The organism is Streptomyces sp. NPDC043878, assembly GCF_056435735.1.
The window spans coordinates 14,639-33,984 of record NZ_JBWKDW010000023.1 but is presented as its reverse complement, the minus strand read 5'-3'; the positions used below and the strand labels follow the sequence as shown (position 1 = coordinate 33,984).

Here is a 19,346-nt window from a genome sequence, read left to right as displayed (position 1 = left end):
GCGAGAGTCACGGACGCTGTGGGGTCGGCACGCGCGGAGCCGGGTCGCGAAGGCGGACCGCGTGGGCCGGCCCGCACGGGAGGTCGGCGGGAAACCCCGGTCGGAGGTTCCTGCGCGGAGCGGTGTCAGGAGGCGCGGTCGGGCGGGCAGTCGGGTGCGCGGTGGAGAACGGGACCGGTGGCCGGACGGTGCGCCGGCCGTGGAGAGGGCAGCGCGCGGGAACCGGTACGTCTCACACGTCCCCGTGAGGACGTGACAACGTTGCCGCCGCGTAACGGACCTCTGCCGAGGCCACCGCCATCCGCCATACCCGGTACCAGCTTTCCTGTTCACGGCACCACACGGGCGTGGTCGCACCATTCGGCTCCGTCGCCGATTTCGGCCACCTGAACGCACCGAGATAATTGATCAGGGAACGGAAGCCTGTCAATGGGCTCCATTTCGGTAACCTCCAGATTCCCGAAGCGTCACTTTTGGGATCGAGTTACCGATTGGGTGGTACTGCACCAAATAAGGACGGAGGATCGGTGGGGCCACAGACGGTGCCCACCAGCAGAACAGCCGCCACGAGGTTCACTTGGGCGAACACACCGGTGGAGATATTGGACGCACCATGACCGGAGTTTCAACGGAACCGGAAGCTCACGCGATGCAGTGGCAAATATCCAAGGATACTCCCGACAACCACTCCCCCACTGACAGCGATCACCCCCGAAACGCCACAGTTTGACTCGCGAGAAACACGGGCAGACATAGCGGTTGACCCAATCCGGGGCACCCTGGCACCGAACAGCGCCAGAGAAATGCAAAACAGCCGACGGAATGAAAGTTTAAATTCCTGCCCTCCTCTCGCGTGAATCAAAATTTTCCCTGTCCCGACGCCGGTCGAGCGGCCTCGGAACGTCGGCTGTGGGCGTCCTGCTCATGGGCCGTCGAGGACCGACGGGACGGACGGGACGGACGGATCCAAGTTACGTCGGCCGGTAGGCACAGATCCGACCACGTCGGCCGGTGACGCAGCACGCCCGAGGTGCGTGAGCGTGGACGGCTCGTCCCCCTGTCGGCCGAACTCTGCGACGCGGGCGGGCAGGCTCGCGTCCTCGGGGCGCCTCGCGACGGCCACCGCTTCACGCGACGCCCGCAGCGGCGACCTGGGCCGTCAGTGGGTGGGCTCGGACGAGGAGACCGCCGCCCGGGCCGCCCGCTCGACCAGCGCGACGCCGTCCTGCATGGAGGTGCTGCCGTCGGAGAGCACGGCGACGAGGTAGTGGTGTCCGCCGGCCGTGATCCGGCCGACACTGTTGATGTCCCACAGCCCGGTCGTGCTGCGCTGGAGCCAGCCGTTCTTCAGGGCCGAGCCGGATTCGGAGGCCGCCGAGACACCCCAGGTCTGGTCGGCGGCTATGTGGTTCATCAGCGTCCGGACGTAGTCCCGCGACGTCGCGCTCAGTCCGGTCGGTGTGGGCCGGCCGGTGTCGAACACCGCGCGCAGCAGGCGGATCTGGTCGGTCACGGTGGTCTTGGTGAGCCCCCACTTGGCGCCGGTCCCTCCCGTGGTCGAGGTCAGTCCGAGCCGCTTGTTCGTGGCCTGCAGTCCGGGCGCCATGCCGATGCGCCGCCACAGCGCGTTCGCCGCCGCGTTGTCGCTGTGCTGGATCATCGCCTCGGCCTCGGCCCGCTCCCGCCCGGAGAGCGGGCGCCCGGCGTCCTGCGCCTGGAGCAGGGTCGCGGCGAGGATGTCGACCTTGATGATGCTGGCGGTGTCGTACGGGACGTCGTCGCCGTAGACCCGCGGCGTGCCGCCCGGGGTGTCCAGGTCGAGCACCGCGGCCGTCACCCGTGCCTTGCCCTGCGGCTGGGCCCACGGGACGCCGGCCGGGGCCGTGCTGGTGCGCGACGATCCGGTGGCCGCGACGGCGGGGGCGGCGGCGCCGATCCCCAGGAGCGTGGCCACCGAGCCGGCGAGCAGTGCCGAGCGGACCCCGGTGCGCCTGCCACCCGGAACACGGGTCCGGTGGCTCCGCGGGGACGGCTGGGACGGCTGGGACGGCTGGGACGACAGGCGGTACGGCATGAGGGGCCTCGGGGGTTCGTGTACGACGGTCGGCGGGTCCGCGGCTGCGGCCCGCACGCGGTGGCGCACGGCCGGCGCACCCCGCGACAGAGCGCGCGACGAAGCGGACTCTGCGAACGGACGAAGCGGACTCTGCGAACGTAGACAAGGAGAACGCTCCACGACGTGACCAATGCCACGAAAGGCCGTGCTCAGCGGTGTTTGTGAGGATCGCCACGGCCCCGGCCGGGGGCCCGTCCGATGACCTTGATCTCGGGTGGAGTCCCGCGCGTTGATACCTTTGCCCAGGTCAAGCATGGCGCGCAGGTCACGCCTGACTCCGCGGCCGGGACGCCGGCCCGGGACGGTGACGGAGCGGCGGAGGGGCCCCGGCGGGCCCGGGACATGGGACGGGTGGGGCGGTGTCGGTCGCTGAGCTGGTCGAGGAGGTCAAGCCGCGGCTGCGCGGTTGGCTGCACGCGGCGATGGCGCCCCTGGTGTGTGTCGCCGGCGTCGTCCTGACCGCGCTGGCTCCGGCGGGCAGGGCGAGAGTCGCCGCCGTGGTGTACACGGCGTGCGGTCTGCTGCTCTTCGCGACCAGCGGCCTCTTCCACCGCGGTAGCTGGTCGCCCCGCGTGTACGAGGTGCTGCGGCGCGCGGACCATTCGAACGTGTACCTGCTGATCGCAGGCACCTACACGCCGATCGTCGTGCTGGGCCTGACGGGAACGGCCCGCACCCTCCTGCTGTGGGAGATCTGGATCGGCGCCGGCGTGGGCATCCTGTTCCGCTGCCTGTGGCCGTACGCGCCGCGAGCCCTCTACACGGCGCTGTACATCGTGCTGGGCTGGTCCCTCGTCCCCGCGTTCGGTCCGCTGATCCAGCACGCGGGGGTGACGGTGTTCGTGCTGACCCTGTCCGGCGGCGTCCTCTACACGGCCGGCGGAGTCGTCTACGGACTGCGCCGGCCGAACCCCTCACCGGCCTGGTTCGGCTTCCACGAGGTCTTCCACGCGCTCACCGTCGCCGCGTGGGTCTGCCAGTACGTGGCGATCAGCCTGCTCACCTACCGGCCGAGGTAGCCGCCGGGCAGCCGGTTCACGACAGCGGCTTACGACAGCGGCTTACGACAGCGGCTCACGACAGCGGCTCGCGGCCGGCCACGTCGCCGCCCGGATCGTCGGCGAGCATCACCGAGGCGGTCGTACGTTTGCCGACCGGTTCGCGGTGCACCTCGAAGCTCTGGCACACCGCCATCACGATCTCCAGGCCGTGCTGGCCCACCCGGCCGGGGTCGGCTGCGCGGGCCACGGGCAGCACCGGGGCACTGTCCCAGACCGTGATCAGGACGCTGCCCCCGGCCAGCTCCAGGTCGAGGAGACTGGGCCCCGGCGCGTACTTGCACGCGTTCGTCACCAGCTCACTGACCACGAGCCGTACGACGCCCAGTGCCCGGTCCGACACCGGCAGCCCCTGTTCGGCCTGGACACGTGTCAGGAACGCGGCGGCGAGATCACGGGCCCGGGCGACGTCGGGCGGTCTGCCCTCGTACGCCTCCGACGCGCGCATCAGCTGCTCTTCCAGCTGATCCGCTCTCCGGACAGCCTCGTCCATGGACACCGCCCTCTTCCTGAGCGTCTGCTGCTGGGCCACACCGACCCGCCAACCGAGGTGACAGCAGAGATCACCGACAACGACCACGGTAACGGGCGAGTGATCCCTCCACTGCCCCGAGGGGGCGGATGACAAGCCTGAGGTGACCGGACGGCTCGGCGATCCCGGCAGCTCCGGGGTAGGGGCGGGTTCGTGGTCCGGTCCCGGCAGCTCCGGGGACGGGCAGATCCATGACCCGATCCCGGCGAATCCGGGGTACGGGCAGATCCATGGTCAGGCCCCGGTCGGGCCGGTGGCCTGGAGGGTTGGCGCCGGGCGGGTCGGCGTGCGGAGGGCGGAGCAGCCGCCGTCCACGCCCGCCGAGGAGGCGTGACCGTCTCGACAGGAGGGCCGGGGGCGGCGCCCGTTCCTCCATACGGCGCCCCCGCGGGCGCTATGGTCCCACCATGCCCCTCGCCGCTGTCATCTTCGACTTCTTCGGGACGCTCACGCCCAGCACACCGGCAAGCGTCTGGGACGACCACGCGGCTCGGAGCGCGGCCCCCCTCGGGATTCCCGCCGGGACATGGCGTACGGCCCTGGACGCGTCGTTTCTCGTACGTCGCCGGGGCACGCATCACGGCTCTCACGGCATGGTCGTACCTCCGTGGTGTGAGGGCCCGCGTGCATCGGCCCGGCTCGCGGGTGACCGCCCACCGTCGAGCCTCACCCGCGAAGGCGGGCGCGAACAACGGAGGAATCACGTCAGATTGAGTCCTCCGTCGAGCATGATGACCTCGCCGGTCAGGTAGCCGCTGGCGATCACCGACGCCACCAGGTCGGCCACGTCGGCGGGCTGGGCCGGACGGCGCATGGGTGCGCGGTCGCGCCACAGCTCGTGCGCCTGCGCCCAGTCCTTCGTCATCGGTGTGTCGACCAGCCCGGGCGCCACCGCGTTGACCCGGACCTCCGGTCCCAGCGCGGCGGCGAGCAGCCGGGTCACGTGATTCAGCGCCGCTTTGCTCGCCGCGTACGGCACCGAGGATCCCTTGGGACGTACCCCGGCGTGGCTGGTGACGTTCACGATGCTGCCGCCCGCCGGGGCACGGCGCAGCGCCGGCAGCGCCGCCGTGCACAGCACCCACGGCGCGATCAGGTTGACCTCCAGGAGCTGGCGCCAGTCCGCGGGGGTCGCGGCGGCCAGGTCGTCGTGCGGGATCGGCCGGCTGATGCCCGCGTTGTTCACCAGCACGTCGAGCCGTCCGTACCGGTCGAGCGACGCCTCGACCAGACCCCGGGTCTCCTCCTCCACCGCGAGATCCGCCCGCAGGTAGGCGCCGCCGAGTTCGGCCGCCAGTGCCTGCCCGGCCTCCGTGCTGCGCCGCGAGTGCACCACCACCCGCATCCCGTCCGCCGCCAGCCGCCGCGCGACGGCTTCTCCGATGCCCGAAGTGGAGCCGCTGACCAGGGCGACGGGCCGATCCGCCTGTTCCGTCCTCATGCCCGCGGATCCTGCCACGCCTTCCGGGCGGGGGGTCGGCCCGGGGCGGGCGAGGGCCGTGAGCGAGACTTGGACGAATGACAGTGATCACGACCGAACGTCTCCGGCTGCGCCCGCTCACCGCTTCCGACGCGGACACGGACTGGTGGGTGCGCCTGCACGCCGACGACGACGTCAACCAGTTCGTCGGCGCCTACACCCGCGAGCGGGCCGTGGGGCGCCTGCGTGACATCGCACAGCAGTGGGACCAGCGCGGTCACGGCCTGTGTGCCGTCGAACTGAAGGCCACGGGAGAGGCGATCGGCCGGTGCGGACTGCACTGGTGGGAGCAGTTCGGCGAGACGGAGATCGGCTGGACGTTCGCCCGCGCCCACTGGGGCCGGAGGTACGCCACGGAGGCGGCCCGCGCTGTCCTCGCGTGGGGCTTCGGCACCCTGGAACTCCCGTTGATCACCGCCATGATCAATCCGGGCAACAGCGCCTCGATCGCTGTCGCCGGCCGTCTCGGGTTCACCCCCCTCCGCGAGGACGAGGTCCTCGGCCTCCCCTGCACGGTCTACGGCCTGACCCGGGACGACCACGCCTCCGCCTGAACGCCCGCGCCCCGGGCGCCCCCGGCATCCCGACGGCCGGTGTGTCGTGCCGTCGGGATACCGGAGGCGCCCGGGGTCCGCGACGGCTCCCCGACGAAGACGGCCGGGGCCCGGCGGTGTGCCGGGCCCCGGCCGTGGAGCCGGGCCGCCGCTCATGGCCGGGCTCCGTCCCGGTGGCCGTTGTCACGAGGCAGCCGGGCCGGCGTCCTGCGTGCCGGACAAATCGGCGAGGAACTCGTGGCAGCGGGCCGCTCGTTCGGAATCCTGATCCATGACGGTACGGAAGAACTCGGCGATTTCCTTCTTGTTCGCGTTCTCCGCGTCCCGTACGTACTGGCCGTAGTCATGCCCGGCCTTCAGGGAGTGGTACTGGACGGAGACGAGGTCGTACACGACGTCGCTGAATCCGGTTTCACCTGTTGCCATGGGATGGTCCTCCTGAGAGACGAGGAGCAGGGACGACGATCGGGTCTCACCTTCCCGGCGGCTGAAGCTGCCCCGGACGGCCCGGTGTCCGTCACCGCCGGGCGCGGCGCGTCAGCGGCTCCCAGCCGGGTGTGAGGCCGTACCGCTTCAGCCTCGCCCGGAGCCGTAGCGCATCGACTCGGACCGGTCGGCGTGCGGTACCCTCGCCATCGCGCCGGCGGCCAGGGCCATCAGCAGCGCGATCGCGCCGACGATGATGTTGTTGACGATCGTCCGGGTCGTGCTGACGTCACCTGCCACCACCCAGGGCGCGACGATGGTCCACGCTCCCAGGGCCGCGGCGGCCCAGGCCATGCTGTGGGTGCGTTCGTAGGCGCGGCCGAAGCCGCCACTCATCAGCAGGGCGTAGGCGATACCGACGATCAGGTTGTTGACCGTGAGCGTCGACAGGTTGTTGAAGCCGGCGATCCACGGTGAGGCCGCCAGGTAGAGGCCGGTCAGGAAGGCCATGGCCTCGATGGCCTGGGCCCGGGGCGTGGTCGCCGCGCGTTCGGCCGACTCGTGCCGCATGGCGAGGATGTCGGGATGGGTTTCCATCGACGAACGGGGAGAAGTCGTCACTTCGATCACCTCGGGATCGCTGAGCGGTTTCACTGAACGTTCTCGCTGAACGTTCCAGCTGAAGGCGCGAGTACCCAGACAGGACCGCCGAATCATCCCCTTACCCGAGCTTTACGGACATTTCCGGCGGCGCGGGTCCGGGAAGATCAGGAGGGGGTCCTCCGTCGAGTCCTCCGCGCCGGACGAGCTGGCCGGCGATCACGTCGCGCCGGATCTCGTTGGTACCCTCGCCGACGATCATCAGCGCCCGTCCCGGAAGCGGCGCTCCACGTCGAACTCGGTGGAGTAGCCGTGACCCCCTTGGACGCGGACGCGGCACCGTGCGAGGGGCGGTCGGGGCCGGGACCGACACGCGGCCGAATCGGCGCCGGGGAGCGCGCAGTTGACCGGTCGGCCACCTCACACAAGGCCACGCACCCACCCAAGCACCGGCCGGATATGGACAAACCTCCAGGTAAGAGCGGTGTTGCCGGGGCGTAAACGCACACGTGGTGGTTCGGCGGTGGGGGGCGGCGGCTCGTGTGGGGGTGACCGGCTTTCGGACATCGATCACCGCAGTGGTGACAACCCGGCGTGCCGCCTGGAACGATCACCGCGTACCCGAGCCGCACTCTCATGCCAACCCGTCGCCCGCGGCCCCAACAGGGGCTGTGGGCAACCCTGTTCGCGTCGGTCGCCCGCGTGGCGTCCGGCGAGAGGAGATGCACTCGTGTTGAACCCTCCCCAGCGGGGCCGAGCGTCCCGCCCGCGTCCGCACCCCACCACCCGTCACAGACGCTCGGCACTGACCGCGGCCGCCGTCGTCGCCGCGCTCCTGGCCCTGCCCGCCCCGGCGCACGCCGCCCCCGCTCCGACCGGTGCCCCGGTCGCCGGGGACACCCCCGCCCCTCACCGCATCGAGGCCGTCCCGCGATCCGGCGCGCGGACCGTCCCGCTGACCGGGCCGCAGCGGCGGCGACTGCTCTCGCGGGCCGCCGAAGACAGCGCGGGAACCGCGCACGATCTCGGGCTCGGCAACCGGGAGAAGCTGGTGGCGACCGACGTCGTCAAGGACGCCGACGGCACGCTGCACACCCGCTACAGCCGCACCTACGCCGGGCTTCCCGTGATCGGCGGTGATCTCGTCGTGCGGGAGCGGGCCGGTGAGCGCACCGTCGCGGGATCCTCCCCCGCGACGCTGTCCATGACCACCACCAAGGCCACCCTTTCGGCGGCGGAGGCCGGGAAGTCGGCGCTCGCCGCCGCCAGGCAGCACAGCTCACCCGAGGAGGCGCGCGCCGTCACCTCCTCGCGCCGGGTCGTCTGGGCCGCCGACGGAGCCGCACGACCGGCCTGGGACAACGTTGTCACCGGCACCGGCGAGGACGGCACACCCAGCCGGCGGCACGTCGTCACGGACGCCGACACCGGCGCGCGACTGGCCTCCTACGACGACATACAGGCCGGGGAGGGGCACAGCCAGTACAGCGGGACGGTGCCTCTCACCTCCGTACGCGCCGGCGCGCTCTACGAGTTGACGGACCCTCAGCGTGGCGGCCACCGCACCTACGACGTCAGCGGCGGCATACGGACCCTGCTCACCGACCCCGACGACACCTGGGGCGACGGCACACCGGCCGACCGGCAGACGGCGGCCGTCGACGCGGCCTACGGCGCGCAGCGGACCTGGGACTTCTACCACGACCGCTTCGGCCGCGACGGGATAGCCGACGACGGGGTCGGCGCGACGTCCCGCGTGCACTACGGCAGCGGATACGCCAACGCGTTCTGGGACGATCTCTGCTTCTGCATGACCTACGGCGACGGTCTCGACGGCAGACGACCGCTGACCGAACTCGACATCGCCGCCCACGAGATGACGCACGGTGTCACCTCCGCCACCGCGGGCCTCATCTACACGGGAGAGTCCGGTGGTCTGAACGAGGCCACCAGCGACATCATGGGCACCGCCGTGGAGTTCTTCGCCGACAACCCCACGGACACGCCCGACTACCGGATCGGTGAGCTCGCCGACGTCCGCGGCACCGGAAAGCCTCTGCGCTACCTGGACCAGCCGTCCAAGGACGCCTCGGCGAAGGGCACTTCGCAGGACTACTGGACGACCGGCACGAAGAAGCTCGACCCGCACTTCAGTTCCGGCGCCGCCAACCACTTCTTCTACCTGCTCGCCGAGGGCAGCGGCAGCAGGACCATCAACGGCGTCGGCTACGACAGCCCCACCTACGACGGCCTGCCCGTAGCCGGACTGGGCCTGCACAACGCCACCAACCTCTGGTACCGGGCCCTGACCCGCTACATGACCAGCACCACCGACTACGCCGGCGCGCGGACCGCCACCCTCCAGGCCGCGGCCGATCTGTTCGGCACCACCAGCGACGCCTACGAAGCGGTCGGCGACGCCTGGGCCGCCGTCAACGTCGGCCCCCGCTACGTGAGTCACATCGCGGCCGACGCACCCTCCGCGCGGGCGGCGGCCGTCGGCCAGCCCGTCGACCGGCGTATCACCGCCACCTCGACGCGGCCCGGCGCGCTGGCGTACTCCGCGAGCGGCCTGCCCGAGGGGCTCGCCATCGACGCGGTGAGCGGCCGTATCTCGGGCACCCCGACGCGGGCCGGTGATTCCGCCGTCACCGTGCGCGTCACCAACTCCGCGGCCGAGACCCGCAGTCTGCCCTTCACCTGGAGCGTACTGGCGTCCGGCGGCGACCACTTCGTCAATCCCGACCGCTACGACATCCCCAACTGGCGCACCATCGAGTCCCCCCTGACCGTCAGCGGCCGCTCCGGCAACGCGCCCGCCGACCTGAAGGTGAGCGTCGACCTCGTCCACGACTTCATCGGCGGGCAGGTCATCGAACTCGTCGCCGAGGACGGAACCACTCTGCTGGTCAAGGACTTCGTCTGGGACACCGGTGGCGAACTGCACACCACGTTCACCGTCGACGCCTCGGCGCTGCCGGCCGACGGCACCTGGAAACTGCGCGTCACCGACAACACGCCCGGCATCTTCACCGTCGACCCCGGCTATCTCGACCGCTGGAGCCTGACCTTCTGATCCGAGCCGCCACGCAGGTTCGCTCGACTCAGCGCCTCCTGCCGGCGCGCCGTACGTCGGCCGGTGCCGTCACGCGGCACGGCCCGGCCGCCACCCCGTGGGATGGCGGGCCGGGCCGTGCCGTACCACCGGCTGAACGGTGGCGGGCGGGTTCGTGTCAGCCGCCGCTCTTGCGCCGGAACGTCCGCTGGCCGGTCGCCGGGCCGTGCGCGCCACGGATCTTCGACGCGTCGCTGTTCGCGCCGAGGGCCGCGGCGTCAGCCTGCTGACCGCGCTTGCGCGCGAGGCTCTCGCGGAACTTGCGCTTCAGGTCGTACTGACCGTCCTCGTCGGGGGCCAGCCCCGTGTCAGGGGCCTCCGCGGACTCGGCACTGTCCTCGGGCAGGTCCGCGGGACTGTCCTGCGGGGCGGACTCGGCAGCCATGGTGATCTCCTGAGGTCGGGCACTGGGAACCACAGCTTGTCATGCCGGGCGCCGCGCCGGGGATACGCCCTCGGGCGCACGACGCGCGACCCTCGCCGTCACCCCGCCCTCACCCCTGCCATTTCCCTCACTTCCGCCGTGCCGGAGGGGGGATTCCCGCCGTGCCGGGGGTGGCTCGCGGTGCTGAAGGTGGCGCCGGCTGTGCCGGAGGTGGCGCTCGCCGGAGGTGAGGCCTTCCGTACCTCAACCGCCTCGGTACCCCTCGGCGCGTTGACCGCCCCGACGGCCGGGCCACCCTCCCGCCGGCGGTGGCGAGTGGCCGATGTCCGGCGTCCGGCGTCCGGCGTCCGGCGTCCGGCGGGCATGCGCACGCTCTTGCGAGGTGATCACCCGTTGGTGAGTTCGTCCGACCCGGCGGCCGGTGCGCCGTGATGCTCGCAGGGACGGTGCGTGACCGGTGCCGCCGTAGCGACGGGTGGAATGGAGAGGTATGACGCGGGACACGGGGCGCGCGGAGGGCATCGACGAGCGGGCTGTACTGGTGGTGGCGGGACTCGCCGATCTGGCGGTGAGCACCCTCGGGTCGGCCGTGGGAACCCTGCGGGGCCTGCTGCGCCGTACGGACGCCGCCGACCTGGCCGCGGAGGCGGAGCGGGACCTGCGGGCACGCGGACGGCTGGTGCTCGACCGGTACGCGACCGTGCCGCCCGCCCACCTGGAGGTCCTCGCCCAGCACGTCCTGTCACGGCAGGCCCGCGACGGTGCCTGACCACTACGAGCCGGCCGCCTTCAAGGCCCGCATCGACGGCGTACTGAGCCGGTTCGTGGCACACGAGACAGACCAGTTGATCGCGATCGATCCGGAACTGGCGCCGGTCGCGGCGCAGTTGGAGGCGGCGGTCACCGACGGCAAGCGGTTGCGGGCGGCGTTCTGCTACTGGGGCTGGCGTGCCGCCGGTCAGCCGGACAGTGACGCCCTGCTGCGGGCGGCGGCCTCCATGGAACTGGTGCACGCCGCCGCCGTGGTGCACGACGACCTCATCGACGACAGCCCCCTCCGGCACGGCCGCGCCACCGCGCACGTCGCCCTGCGCCCGGCGGTACGCGGGCGTCCGGCCGCCACGGCCGCCGCCAGGTCACTGGCCATGCTGGTGGGGGACCTGCTGATGGCGCTCGCCGGGCAGCTGTTCGCGTCCAGCGGCCTGCCCGCCGCCTTTCTCGCCCGGGCGCGGTCCCTGTGGTCGGCGCTCGCCCGCGAGCTGATCGCCGGTGAATGCCTGGAGATCCTGCGCACCGGCGCGCCGCCGGACACCTCCGCCTCCCTGCAGGTGATCCGGTACAAGACCGCCAAGTACACCGTCGAGCAGCCCCTGTTGATCGGCGGTGTGCTGGCCGGCGCGGGCGAACGGATGCGGTCGGGACTGTCGGCGTACGGGCTCCCGCTGGGCGAGGCCTTCCAGCTCCGCGACGACCTGCTCGGTCTGTTCGGTGATCCCTCCCGCACCGGCAAGGGCGGCCTGGACGATCTGCGCACCCAGCGGCCCACCGCCCTGCTGGCCGAGACCTGGCGCCTGGCCCGTGAACCCGAACGGGAACGGCTGCGCCTCCTGCTCGGCCGGCGCGACCTGGACACCGAGGGCCTGGAGACGGTGCGCGACATGATGCGCCGCCTCAAGGCGCCCGACCGGATCGAGCAGATGATCACACTCCGGGTCGAGGAGGCCACCCAGGTCCTGCACAGCCTCCATCTGCCCCGGCACGCCACGGACGCCCTCACCGTCCTCGCGCGCTCCGCGACGGACCGGCATTACTGAAGCCGGCCGACAGCGGCGGTAGCCCCCGAGTCGACGCCCCCTGTTCTCGCAGACCCCAGCGCCCGCCCCCGCCATGAGCCAAGGAAGCCGTGATGACCTCGACCTACACCGAGACCGCCATGAACGCTCTGCGGCAGTCCGGCGACGAACTCGCCGACACGGTCGTGCACACCCTCTTCGAGCGCGGCGAGGTGGGGAAGTTCAACACGCTCATGCGTTACGTCTCCACCGCGGGCGCTCCCCTGCCGGACGGCCTGCCCGACGTCGCCCGCGCGTACCTCGCCGAGACCGCCGCGCCGCCGGCCTGGGTGGACTGGGCGGAGATGGAGAAGGCCCGGCTCTTCTTCATCGACAACAACGTGCACATCTCGACGGCGCTGTCCTTCGCGTCGATGCCCGCCTGCTATCTCGTCCCGCACGTGGCGAAGCTGCTGTCGGCGACGCACGCGCTGGCCTACCCCTCCAGGCGGATGGCCGAGACCGGGCAGTTCACCGTGTACCTCATGCAGCCCGACGCGTTCGAGGCCGGCAGCCGGTTCGTTCCCGCCGTGCAGAAGGTACGGCTGCTGCACGCCGCCGTCCGCCACCACCTGAAGCGGGAGAACCGCTGGGACGTCGAGACACTCGGCACGCCGATCTCCCAGGAGGACATGATCGGCGGGCAGATGTTCTTCTCCCTGCTGGTCCTGGACTCCCTGCACCGGCTCGGCGTCCACATGAGCGAGGAAGGAGCCGAGGCGTACTTCTACGCCTGGCGGGTGGTCGGAGCCATGCTCGGCGTCGACGTGGAGCGGATGCCCGCGGACCTCGGCCAGGCCCGCCGGTTTCTCGACCTCTACATGATCCGGCACATGGGGCCGTCCCCGGAGGGCGCCCACCTCACCCGCCAGCTCATCGACCTGTACGAGGAAGTCGTCCCCGGCACCTTCTTCGACCCGGTGGTCTCCGCGCTGATCCGCTACCTGATCGGCGACACCTGCGCCGACTGGCTCCAGGTCCCGCGCACCGCCTGGGACACCGTCACCAAGGCCGCTCCCACCCTCCTGGGCATCCTGGAGACGCTGGAGGACCGCTCGCCGCTCGGCGCCTGGGCCCTGGACCACCTCGGCCACCTCACCACGGTCCTGGAACTCTCCGCGCTGACCCGGGGCCGCGTCATGCACTACGCGATCCCCGAGCATCTGAAGCCGGACTACGGCATCTCCTCGACGCCGCCGCCGGCCCGCCGCTGGAGCCCGCCCGCTCCCCAGGTCGGCTGAGCGCGGGCGGCCGCCGGCGTCGGGTCTCCGTGACGCGCGGGCGGGCGATGACGAAGCCGCACGTCAGGTCTCCGTGACGCGCGGGCGGGCGATGTGGCACGCCGAGCGGCCGACCGTGCACGAGCGCCTTCCGGGTGGTCCGCGAGCCGTCACGGCGGAGGCAAACACGAAGGCCGGGAGAGCCGGTGGCTGAGCACCACCCCGCCTCCGGCGGCGAAGAGCACGCGGCCCGCCGGGTCCCGCGCGGGCCCGATCTCCGTGAGGGCCCCGCGTACCGCTCCCGTGGTCGCCGTATCCGCCGCCGCTTCCGTCTCCGGCGTCCCGCACGCGCCGGTCAGCCAGGGAAGCGGCCGGTGGAACGCAGTTGCCAGCGCCGCTCCGCATAGGCGAGGTCGTCGCGCCACAGCCGCCCCGCCGCCGCCTTCATCAGGGGGCGCAGCAGCGGGGCCGCCGCGCGGGCCACGACGAAGCCCCGGCGGTCGGAGCTCGCCACGACCGCCTCGACCACCGCGGTGCGGGGCCTGCCCCGGTCGTCCGGGCCGAGTGGGGTGGCATGCGTCTCCACGACCGAGCCCTGCCCCTCCCCGTCCGTGATGTGCATGACGACGGTGCGCGGCTCGGGAGCGGTGAACACCGCCCGGACCGGCACCACGAGCCGTCCGGCGAGCTTGAACGACACGTCCACGGCGAACCGGTCGCCGTCCGCCTCGGACGTACCCGCCGACGCGGAACCGCCTGCCGCCGTCGAGGGGGCGGAGCCCTTGACGTCCGGCGCCGACACCACCGTCAGGTCGACGAACGAGTAGGGGTGGAACCACGCGCCGTGCCAGGGGTCCAGACGGTTGGCGACGACGTCCTCCGGCTCGCAGGTGCCGACCGTGGTGTAGACCGCCGAGACGGCGCCGGGCAGCGCGGGCCGGACCGGGACGACCGGTTCCGCGGTCGGCGCCTCCCCGCCGGCCACGTCGAGCCGCACCCACAGCAGTACGCCGTCGTCGTGCGCCGGCAGTGGCTCCCAGGCCGCGAACGGCGCGCCGTTCAGGGCGAGTCCGTGCCAGTGGCACACGAGCGTGCCGCAGCGCACGGGACTGTCCCGCAGCGGCGCACCGAGGTGCGGGCAGACGCCGGGGCCGGCGACGAGCCGCCCGTCGGCGTCGCGCCACATCACGATCTCCTGACCGGCGACCGTCCGCGCCAGCGGCCGGTCCGCGCGCAGGTCACGCGTGGCACCGACGACGTACCAGTTGCCCGAGGGCCGGGTCTGGGCCCGTTTGAGGGCCTCCGCGATCAGGGCGGGCTTCGCGTCCCGCCAGGTGGGCCGCTGGTTCTCCCACGCTACGGGACGGCTGCGCAGCGAGAGCGGATAGCGCCGTCGGCGGGGCGGACGTTCGGATCTCATGCGGCCTCCTCCGGTACCGGCCGGCACGACGCGCCGGGCGCCGGCGCTGCCGTCTCACCCGTGCGAGGGGCGATGACGCGTCCCTGGCCGGGGCGTGCGCGGAGCCGGGCCGCCAGGACGCGGGCCAGTCCGTCCAGTGCGACGGCGGCGCGCCTGCGCAGGGGGACGGCCGCGCGGCGGTGGACCACCGCGTACCCGTCCTGGGCGACGGCATCCAGGATTCCGCCGTACAGCACGAAGGCGGTGCGGATGCACGGGCGCGACACCGGGTCGAGCATCGCGAGCCCCGGCGCCGCCTCCCGGTAGACCTGCCGGGTGAGATCCTCCATGGCGCGCAGCGCCTGGGTGATGCGGGGGTCGCGGCGGCCGGTGGACCGGCTCCAGTACAGGAGTTCCCGGTGGACACCGTGCGCCCGCAGCAGGTCGGCGGGCAGGTAGACGCGTCCGCGGTCGAGGTCCTCCCCCACGTCCCGCAGGAAGTTGGTCAGCTGGAAGGCCACGCCCAGGGCGGCCGCGTGCGGTGCGGCCTCCTCGCGCGGGGTGACCGTCCCGAGGACCGGCAGCATCTGCAGTCCGATGACGGCGGCGGAGCCGTGCATGTAGGTGCGCAGGTCGTCGTAGGTCGGGTAGTCGGTGACGTCCAGGTCGCTGCGCATGGACGCCATGAAGTCGGTGAAGTGCCGGTGGTCGATGTCGTAGCGTCGGGCGGTGTCGGCGAGCGCGAGGACCACCGGCTCACTGCTGTGCCCGGTGCGCAGACCGTCCTCCAGACTGCGCCTGAGTTCGGTCAGTGCCGTTCTGCGGTGGTCGGGAGTGGTGGCCGCGTCGAGGGAGTCGACGATGTCGTCGGCCCAGCGGGCGAAGCCGTAGAGGGCGTGCACGGCCGGCCGGCGCTCGACGGGCAGCAGCCGGGTGGCGAGGAAGTACGTCTTGCCGTGCCGGGCGTTGAGTTCGCGGCAGCGCGTGTACGCCTCCCGCAGCCGCGGGTGGGTGATGGCCGCCGCGTCGAGTTCACGGTCGCTCATGAGGCGGTCCCTTCCGGCGCGGCGCTACGCGAGCGGGTGCGGGTGCGGGTGCGGCCAGGCCTGCGCGTCGTGCCTCCGGTGACGCGGGCGGCGGCCAGCTTGCCGGACAGCAGCACCGGCGGCACACCGACGCCCGGGGTGGTGCCGCACCCTGCGAGTACGGCGTTGACCGTGCCGGCGACCAGGTTGCGGGGGCGGAAGGGGCCGGTCTGGGCGAAGGTGTGGGCCGCGGAGAACGGCGTGCCCGCGGCGTGCCCCTGGGCCTGCCAGTCGGCGGGGGTGACCAGGCACTCCTCCTCGATGGCCGATCCGATGCCGTCCAGTCCGCGGCGTTCGAGTTCCCTCAGCAGGCTGTCGCGGTAGCGCGGCGCCAGGTCGGCCCACTCCGCGGCACCGGGCCCGATGTCGGTGTTGGGACACGGCGCGAGGACGTAGTGCAGGTGATGGCCGGGGGGCGCGAGGCCCGGGTCGGTGGCCGTGGGGCGGGTGATGAGCAGCGAGGGGTCGCTCATGAGACGTCCGGTGCGGGTGAGCTCGTCGAAGGTGCTCCGCCAGGCCGCGCCGAAGGAGATGGTGTGATGGGCGAGTTCCGGCCAGGTGCGGTCGGTGCCGGCGTGCAGGATCACGGCGGACGGCGAGTGCCTGATCCGCAGGGGGCGGCGGGGCGTCCGGCCGAGCAGCCGGTAGGTGACGGGCAGGTCGGGGGTGAGGACGACGGCGTCGCAGGGGATGCGCCCGTCGGCGGTGACGACGGCGGTGACCCGCTCCCCGGAGCGTTCGAGACGGGTGACCTCCTGCCCGAACCGCAGGTCGGCGCCCGCTGCGGAGGCGGCCTCCGCCATGGCGCGGGGCAGTGCGTGCATCCCGCCGCGCGGGAAGTGGACGCCCGCAACGGTGTCCATGTACGCGATGACGGCGTACGCCGCGAGGGCGCGGGCCGGCGGGACGCCCGCATACAGGGCCTGGAAGGAGAAGACGCGGCGGAGGCGTTCGTCGTGGATGAAGCGGCCGATGCCCGGGTCCAGCCGGCCGAAGCCGCCGAGGGCGGCCAGCCGCGCCAGGTCGGGTGTGAGCAGCTGCAGGGGCGAGTCGAAGTTCGTGTCGATGAACCGGTGCAGCTGGGCCTGGTAGAGCTGCTCCAGCCAGCGGCGCAGCCGCCGGTAGCCGGCCGCGTCCCGGGCTCCGGCGAACCGGGCGACCTCCGCCTCCATCGCCTCGGCGTCGGTGTGCACGTCGAGGGAGCTGCCGTCGGCGAAGCGGGCCCGGTAGGCGGGGTGCAGCGGGATCAGGTCGACACGGTCGTGCAGGCTGTCGCCGACCGCGGCGAACGCCTCGTCGGCGATGTCCGGCATGGTCAGCACGGTCGGGCCGGTGTCGATGCGATAGCCGCCGCGCTGGAGCAGGCCGGCCCGGCCGCCCGCGGTCTCGTCGCGTTCGACGACCGTCACCCGGCGTCCGGCGCCGAGCAGGTGCAGGGTGGCGGCGAGGCCCGCGAGACCGGCGCCGACCACCACGACGTGGTCGGTGCGGCCGGGAAGCGTACGGCTCATCGGGGGGCTCCTTCGGCTGTGGCGGCGAGGAGCAGCGACGCGGGCGTGCCTTCCTCGGTCCCCGCCGGGACCGGGGGGCCGTCGGCTTCGGGTGACGCCCCACCCGCCGCCCGCAGCAGCTGCGCCAGACGCAGCCGGCCGCGGCCCGGGAGAGCGGCACCGTCGAGGTGGCGCATTCCCTGAGCGACCAGCCGGCCGATCTTCTCCTCGACCAGGTCCCGCGCTCCGGTGCCGACGAGGACCTCCCGCACCTCGTCCAGCTCCCCGTCGGACAGGTCGGCGCGGCCCAGCGAGTCACGCAGTACGCCGGCGGCCCGGCGGTCGCGCGCCGACTCGGCACGGGCCTGCGCCACGGCCGCCAGGTAGGTCGGCTTGCCCGCCCTGATGTCACTGCCCGCCGGCTTGCCGGTGCGCGCCGGGTCGCCGAACACGTCGAGCAGGTCGTCGCGCAGCTGGAAGGCCATGCCGACGCAGCGGCCGGCCGAGCACAGTGCCCGGGTCGTGTCGGCGTCGGCCTCGGCGAGGGCGGCACCGAGCGCCAGCGGCCGCTCCACCGAGTACAGCGCGCTCTTCAGACAGGCGGCACGGATCGCGCGGGCCACCGACCGGGAGGAGGTGGCCTGGCCGTGCAGGTCCAGGTACTGGCCGGCCACCATCTCCGTCCGCATGGCGCTCCACAGGTCACGCACCCGGGAGCGGACACCCGGCGCCAGGACGGTGTCCGCGACGATGTCGTCGGCCCAGGCGAGCGCGAGGTCGCCGGCCAGGATGGCGACGGCCTCACCGAACCGGGCGCCCTGCGCGGGCGGGACGCGGTCGGCGTACTGGGCGGCGACGTCGGCGTGCAGGGCGGGACCGCCGCGGCGGCGCGCCGAACGGTCCATCACGTCGTCGTGGACCAGCGCGCAGGTCTGGATGACTTCGAGGGCGGAGCCGATACTCAGGGCGGCCTCCGCCTCGGCCGTACCGCCTCCGCAGGCGCGCAGCGCCCACCAGGTGAACTGCGACCGGGTGCGTTTACCGCCGTCCAGAGTGAAGCGCGCGACGCGCGTGGCCACGTCATGGCCGAAGGACGGGTCCAGAGCGGTGGCGCTCCTGACGCGCTCCTCCATCAGTCGTTCGAGGACGCGGCCCACGGCTGCGGGGACGTCCTGGTCGATGACGTGCGGGCCGGACGTCTCCGGTGAGTCCGGGTGCGGCTCGGCGCCCTGTTCCGGACCGGGGGCGCAGGGCCGGCCCACCTGGCCGGTGTCGGCGGGACGTCGGCTTCCGGGCCCCGCGAAGGCCGGAGGGCACGCACGGTGCGCCGCACTGGGCGGCCCGGCCGCACGGGGGTCCTTCGCCTTGCTGGGCCGCATCCCGGTTCCTCTCGTCGTGACAGCTGACATCCGAATAGGCATTCCGCGCGGCGGGCGCACACGGATGCGCGAGTGACGAAACAGAGGGCGAGTCCTCCCGCCGCCGTCCGCGTCACCGCCACGCCACCGGCGGCGGCGCGGCTTCGGGACATCTGTGCCACGCCCGCCGCGCCTCGGAACGGCATCTCTGTCAGGACACCCCGCACGCCTCAGCGGCCCACGCGGCGCGTGGGGCACGACGACAGGTGCCCCGATCCCCTGCCGTGGGCGGGGTTCTGACGGTTCGCCGGGCCTCGGCTCCCGCGGGTGTCGAGTCGGCGTGGCCTGCATCCGCAGGGGTCCGCGGGACGGAATGCTTGCGGCAGGGCGAGCCGGTGGAGCGTGCGGCAAGCAGGTGCGGGACGGATGTGTGGGCGGCAGACGTGTGGGGCGGCAGATGTGTGCGGGACGGACGTGTCGGGCAGACATGTGCGTCGCACGCACGTGGGTGGCCCACATAGCGGTGCGGGTCCGGGTCGCGTGCACGCCGAGACGTGGACGACGGACATGTGGGTGCACGCCATGTGGGTGCACCACGTGAGCGTGCCCGGCGGGTGCGGACACACCGTGTGCCTGCACGACATGTGCCGACACGACACGGGGACGCACACGCATCCGCGGGAGCGCCGCGTACGC

The 19,346-nt window shown here is 72.7% G+C and carries 16 protein-coding genes and 1 pseudogene; 6 read left to right on the top strand and 11 right to left on the bottom strand.

The genetic code is table 11. The annotated features are described in order from the left end of the window. Positions 1–1,159: 1,159 nt before the first annotated feature. Complete coding sequence (locus AC07AZ_RS28125) at positions 1,160–2,074, bottom strand: serine hydrolase (protein WP_478852507.1); 915 nt, start codon at positions 2,072–2,074, stop codon at positions 1,160–1,162. A 401-nt stretch (positions 2,075–2,475) separates the two neighbouring features. Here AC07AZ_RS28125 and trhA point away from each other — a divergent pair, with 401 nt between their 5' ends. Beyond that, on the top strand, positions 2,476–3,135 hold the full coding sequence (gene trhA, locus AC07AZ_RS28120) for a PAQR family membrane homeostasis protein TrhA (protein WP_478852505.1): 660 nt from the start codon (positions 2,476–2,478) through the stop codon (positions 3,133–3,135). Between the two features lie 55 nt (positions 3,136–3,190). Here trhA and AC07AZ_RS28115 read toward each other — a convergent pair whose 3' ends face one another. Together AC07AZ_RS28115 and AC07AZ_RS28110 are read right to left on the bottom strand one after the other, a co-directional pair. Continuing rightward, on the bottom strand, positions 3,191–3,667 hold the full coding sequence (locus tag AC07AZ_RS28115; protein ID WP_478852503.1) for an ATP-binding protein: 477 nt from the start codon (positions 3,665–3,667) through the stop codon (positions 3,191–3,193). 739 nt (positions 3,668–4,406) lie between these two features. Next, positions 4,407–5,147 carry an SDR family NAD(P)-dependent oxidoreductase gene (locus AC07AZ_RS28110; RefSeq protein WP_478852501.1) on the bottom strand — a complete coding sequence of 247 codons (741 nt, stop codon included), beginning with the start codon at positions 5,145–5,147 and terminating at the stop codon, positions 4,407–4,409. A 77-nt stretch (positions 5,148–5,224) separates the two neighbouring features. Between AC07AZ_RS28110 and AC07AZ_RS28105 the strand changes: the two genes are divergently transcribed. After that, positions 5,225–5,740 (top strand): GNAT family N-acetyltransferase, encoded by a 516-nt coding sequence (locus AC07AZ_RS28105; protein ID WP_478852499.1) that lies wholly within the window; start codon positions 5,225–5,227, stop codon positions 5,738–5,740. 183 nt (positions 5,741–5,923) lie between these two features. Here the strand turns inward: AC07AZ_RS28105 and AC07AZ_RS28100 are convergent, their stop codons facing one another. The 3 genes and pseudogenes from AC07AZ_RS28100 to AC07AZ_RS28090 form a co-directional block, all read right to left on the bottom strand. Next, on the bottom strand, positions 5,924–6,166 hold the full coding sequence (locus AC07AZ_RS28100; protein ID WP_478852497.1) for an acyl carrier protein: 243 nt from the start codon (positions 6,164–6,166) through the stop codon (positions 5,924–5,926). Between the two features lie 147 nt (positions 6,167–6,313). Beyond that, a complete protein-coding gene (locus AC07AZ_RS28095; protein ID WP_478852699.1) occupies positions 6,314–6,763 on the bottom strand; it encodes an SPW repeat protein in 450 nt (149 codons plus the stop codon). 187 nt (positions 6,764–6,950) lie between these two features. Next, positions 6,951–7,099, bottom strand: a pseudogene (locus AC07AZ_RS28090) (acyl-CoA dehydrogenase family protein); the annotation flags it as partial. Positions 7,100–7,496: 397 nt separating this feature from the next. Here AC07AZ_RS28090 and AC07AZ_RS28085 point away from each other — a divergent pair. Continuing rightward, positions 7,497–9,842 carry a M4 family metallopeptidase gene (locus AC07AZ_RS28085; RefSeq protein WP_478852495.1) on the top strand — a complete coding sequence of 782 codons (2,346 nt, stop codon included), beginning with the start codon at positions 7,497–7,499 and terminating at the stop codon, positions 9,840–9,842. 157 nt (positions 9,843–9,999) lie between these two features. Here AC07AZ_RS28085 and AC07AZ_RS28080 read toward each other — a convergent pair whose 3' ends face one another. Then, positions 10,000–10,266: a DUF5302 domain-containing protein gene (locus AC07AZ_RS28080; RefSeq protein ID WP_478852493.1), complete on the bottom strand. Its 267-nt coding sequence runs from the start codon at positions 10,264–10,266 to the stop codon at positions 10,000–10,002. A 490-nt stretch (positions 10,267–10,756) separates the two neighbouring features. Between AC07AZ_RS28080 and AC07AZ_RS28075 the strand changes: the two genes are divergently transcribed. The 3 genes from AC07AZ_RS28075 to AC07AZ_RS28065 all read left to right on the top strand — a co-directional run bounded on the left by AC07AZ_RS28075 (position 10,757) and on the right by AC07AZ_RS28065 (position 13,339). Continuing rightward, positions 10,757–11,035: a polyprenyl synthetase gene (locus tag AC07AZ_RS28075; protein ID WP_478852491.1), complete on the top strand. Its 279-nt coding sequence runs from the start codon at positions 10,757–10,759 to the stop codon at positions 11,033–11,035. After that, entirely contained in the window at positions 11,028–12,080 is a 1,053-nt protein-coding gene (locus AC07AZ_RS28070; RefSeq protein ID WP_478852489.1) for a polyprenyl synthetase family protein, read from the top strand. Before AC07AZ_RS28075 ends, AC07AZ_RS28070 begins: the two co-directional genes overlap by 8 nt. A 92-nt stretch (positions 12,081–12,172) precedes the next feature. After that, positions 12,173–13,339, top strand: a complete 1,167-nt coding sequence (locus tag AC07AZ_RS28065) for an oxygenase MpaB family protein (RefSeq protein ID WP_478852487.1) — start codon at positions 12,173–12,175, stop codon at positions 13,337–13,339. Positions 13,340–13,673: 334 nt separating this feature from the next. On the opposite strand, the gene AC07AZ_RS28060 is transcribed toward AC07AZ_RS28065, so the two are convergent. The 4 genes from AC07AZ_RS28060 to AC07AZ_RS28045 are packed head-to-tail and all read right to left on the bottom strand — an operon-like array spanning position 13,674 to position 18,671. Continuing rightward, entirely contained in the window at positions 13,674–14,738 is a 1,065-nt protein-coding gene (locus AC07AZ_RS28060) for a DUF5914 domain-containing protein (protein ID WP_478852485.1), read from the bottom strand. After that, positions 14,735–15,763, bottom strand: coding sequence for a phytoene/squalene synthase family protein (locus AC07AZ_RS28055; protein ID WP_478852483.1), 1,029 nt, complete (start codon positions 15,761–15,763; stop codon positions 14,735–14,737). The genes AC07AZ_RS28060 and AC07AZ_RS28055 overlap by 4 nt, the downstream gene beginning before the upstream one ends. After that, positions 15,760–17,313, bottom strand: coding sequence for a phytoene desaturase (locus AC07AZ_RS28050; protein WP_478852481.1), 1,554 nt, complete (start codon positions 17,311–17,313; stop codon positions 15,760–15,762). Before AC07AZ_RS28050 ends, AC07AZ_RS28055 begins: the two co-directional genes overlap by 4 nt. After that, complete coding sequence (locus AC07AZ_RS28045) at positions 17,310–18,671, bottom strand: polyprenyl synthetase family protein (protein ID WP_478852479.1); 1,362 nt, start codon at positions 18,669–18,671, stop codon at positions 17,310–17,312. The genes AC07AZ_RS28050 and AC07AZ_RS28045 overlap by 4 nt, the downstream gene beginning before the upstream one ends. Positions 18,672–19,346 lie beyond the last annotated feature (675 nt).

Excerpts from the sequence above, each read along its gene's own strand:
- AC07AZ_RS28050 (WP_478852481.1), bottom strand. The coding sequence starts at position 17,313 with ATGAGCCGTACGCTTCCCGGCCGCACCGACCACGTCGTGGTGGTCGGC.
- AC07AZ_RS28045 (WP_478852479.1), bottom strand. The coding sequence starts at position 18,671 with ATGCGGCCCAGCAAGGCGAAGGACCCCCGTGCGGCCGGGCCGCCCAGT.
- AC07AZ_RS28105 (WP_478852499.1), top strand. The coding sequence starts at position 5,225 with ATGACAGTGATCACGACCGAACGTCTCCGGCTGCGCCCGCTCACCGCT.
- AC07AZ_RS28080 (WP_478852493.1), bottom strand. The coding sequence starts at position 10,266 with ATGGCTGCCGAGTCCGCCCCGCAGGACAGTCCCGCGGACCTGCCCGAG.
- AC07AZ_RS28095 (WP_478852699.1), bottom strand. The coding sequence starts at position 6,763 with ATGGAAACCCATCCCGACATCCTCGCCATGCGGCACGAGTCGGCCGAA.
- AC07AZ_RS28115 (WP_478852503.1), bottom strand. The coding sequence starts at position 3,667 with ATGGACGAGGCTGTCCGGAGAGCGGATCAGCTGGAAGAGCAGCTGATG.
- AC07AZ_RS28060 (WP_478852485.1), bottom strand. The coding sequence starts at position 14,738 with ATGAGATCCGAACGTCCGCCCCGCCGACGGCGCTATCCGCTCTCGCTG.
- AC07AZ_RS28065 (WP_478852487.1), top strand. The coding sequence starts at position 12,173 with ATGACCTCGACCTACACCGAGACCGCCATGAACGCTCTGCGGCAGTCC.
- AC07AZ_RS28055 (WP_478852483.1), bottom strand. The coding sequence starts at position 15,763 with ATGAGCGACCGTGAACTCGACGCGGCGGCCATCACCCACCCGCGGCTG.
- AC07AZ_RS28075 (WP_478852491.1), top strand. The coding sequence starts at position 10,757 with ATGACGCGGGACACGGGGCGCGCGGAGGGCATCGACGAGCGGGCTGTA.
- AC07AZ_RS28110 (WP_478852501.1), bottom strand. The coding sequence starts at position 5,147 with ATGAGGACGGAACAGGCGGATCGGCCCGTCGCCCTGGTCAGCGGCTCC.
- AC07AZ_RS28100 (WP_478852497.1), bottom strand. The coding sequence starts at position 6,166 with ATGGCAACAGGTGAAACCGGATTCAGCGACGTCGTGTACGACCTCGTC.
- AC07AZ_RS28125 (WP_478852507.1), bottom strand. The coding sequence starts at position 2,074 with ATGCCGTACCGCCTGTCGTCCCAGCCGTCCCAGCCGTCCCAGCCGTCC.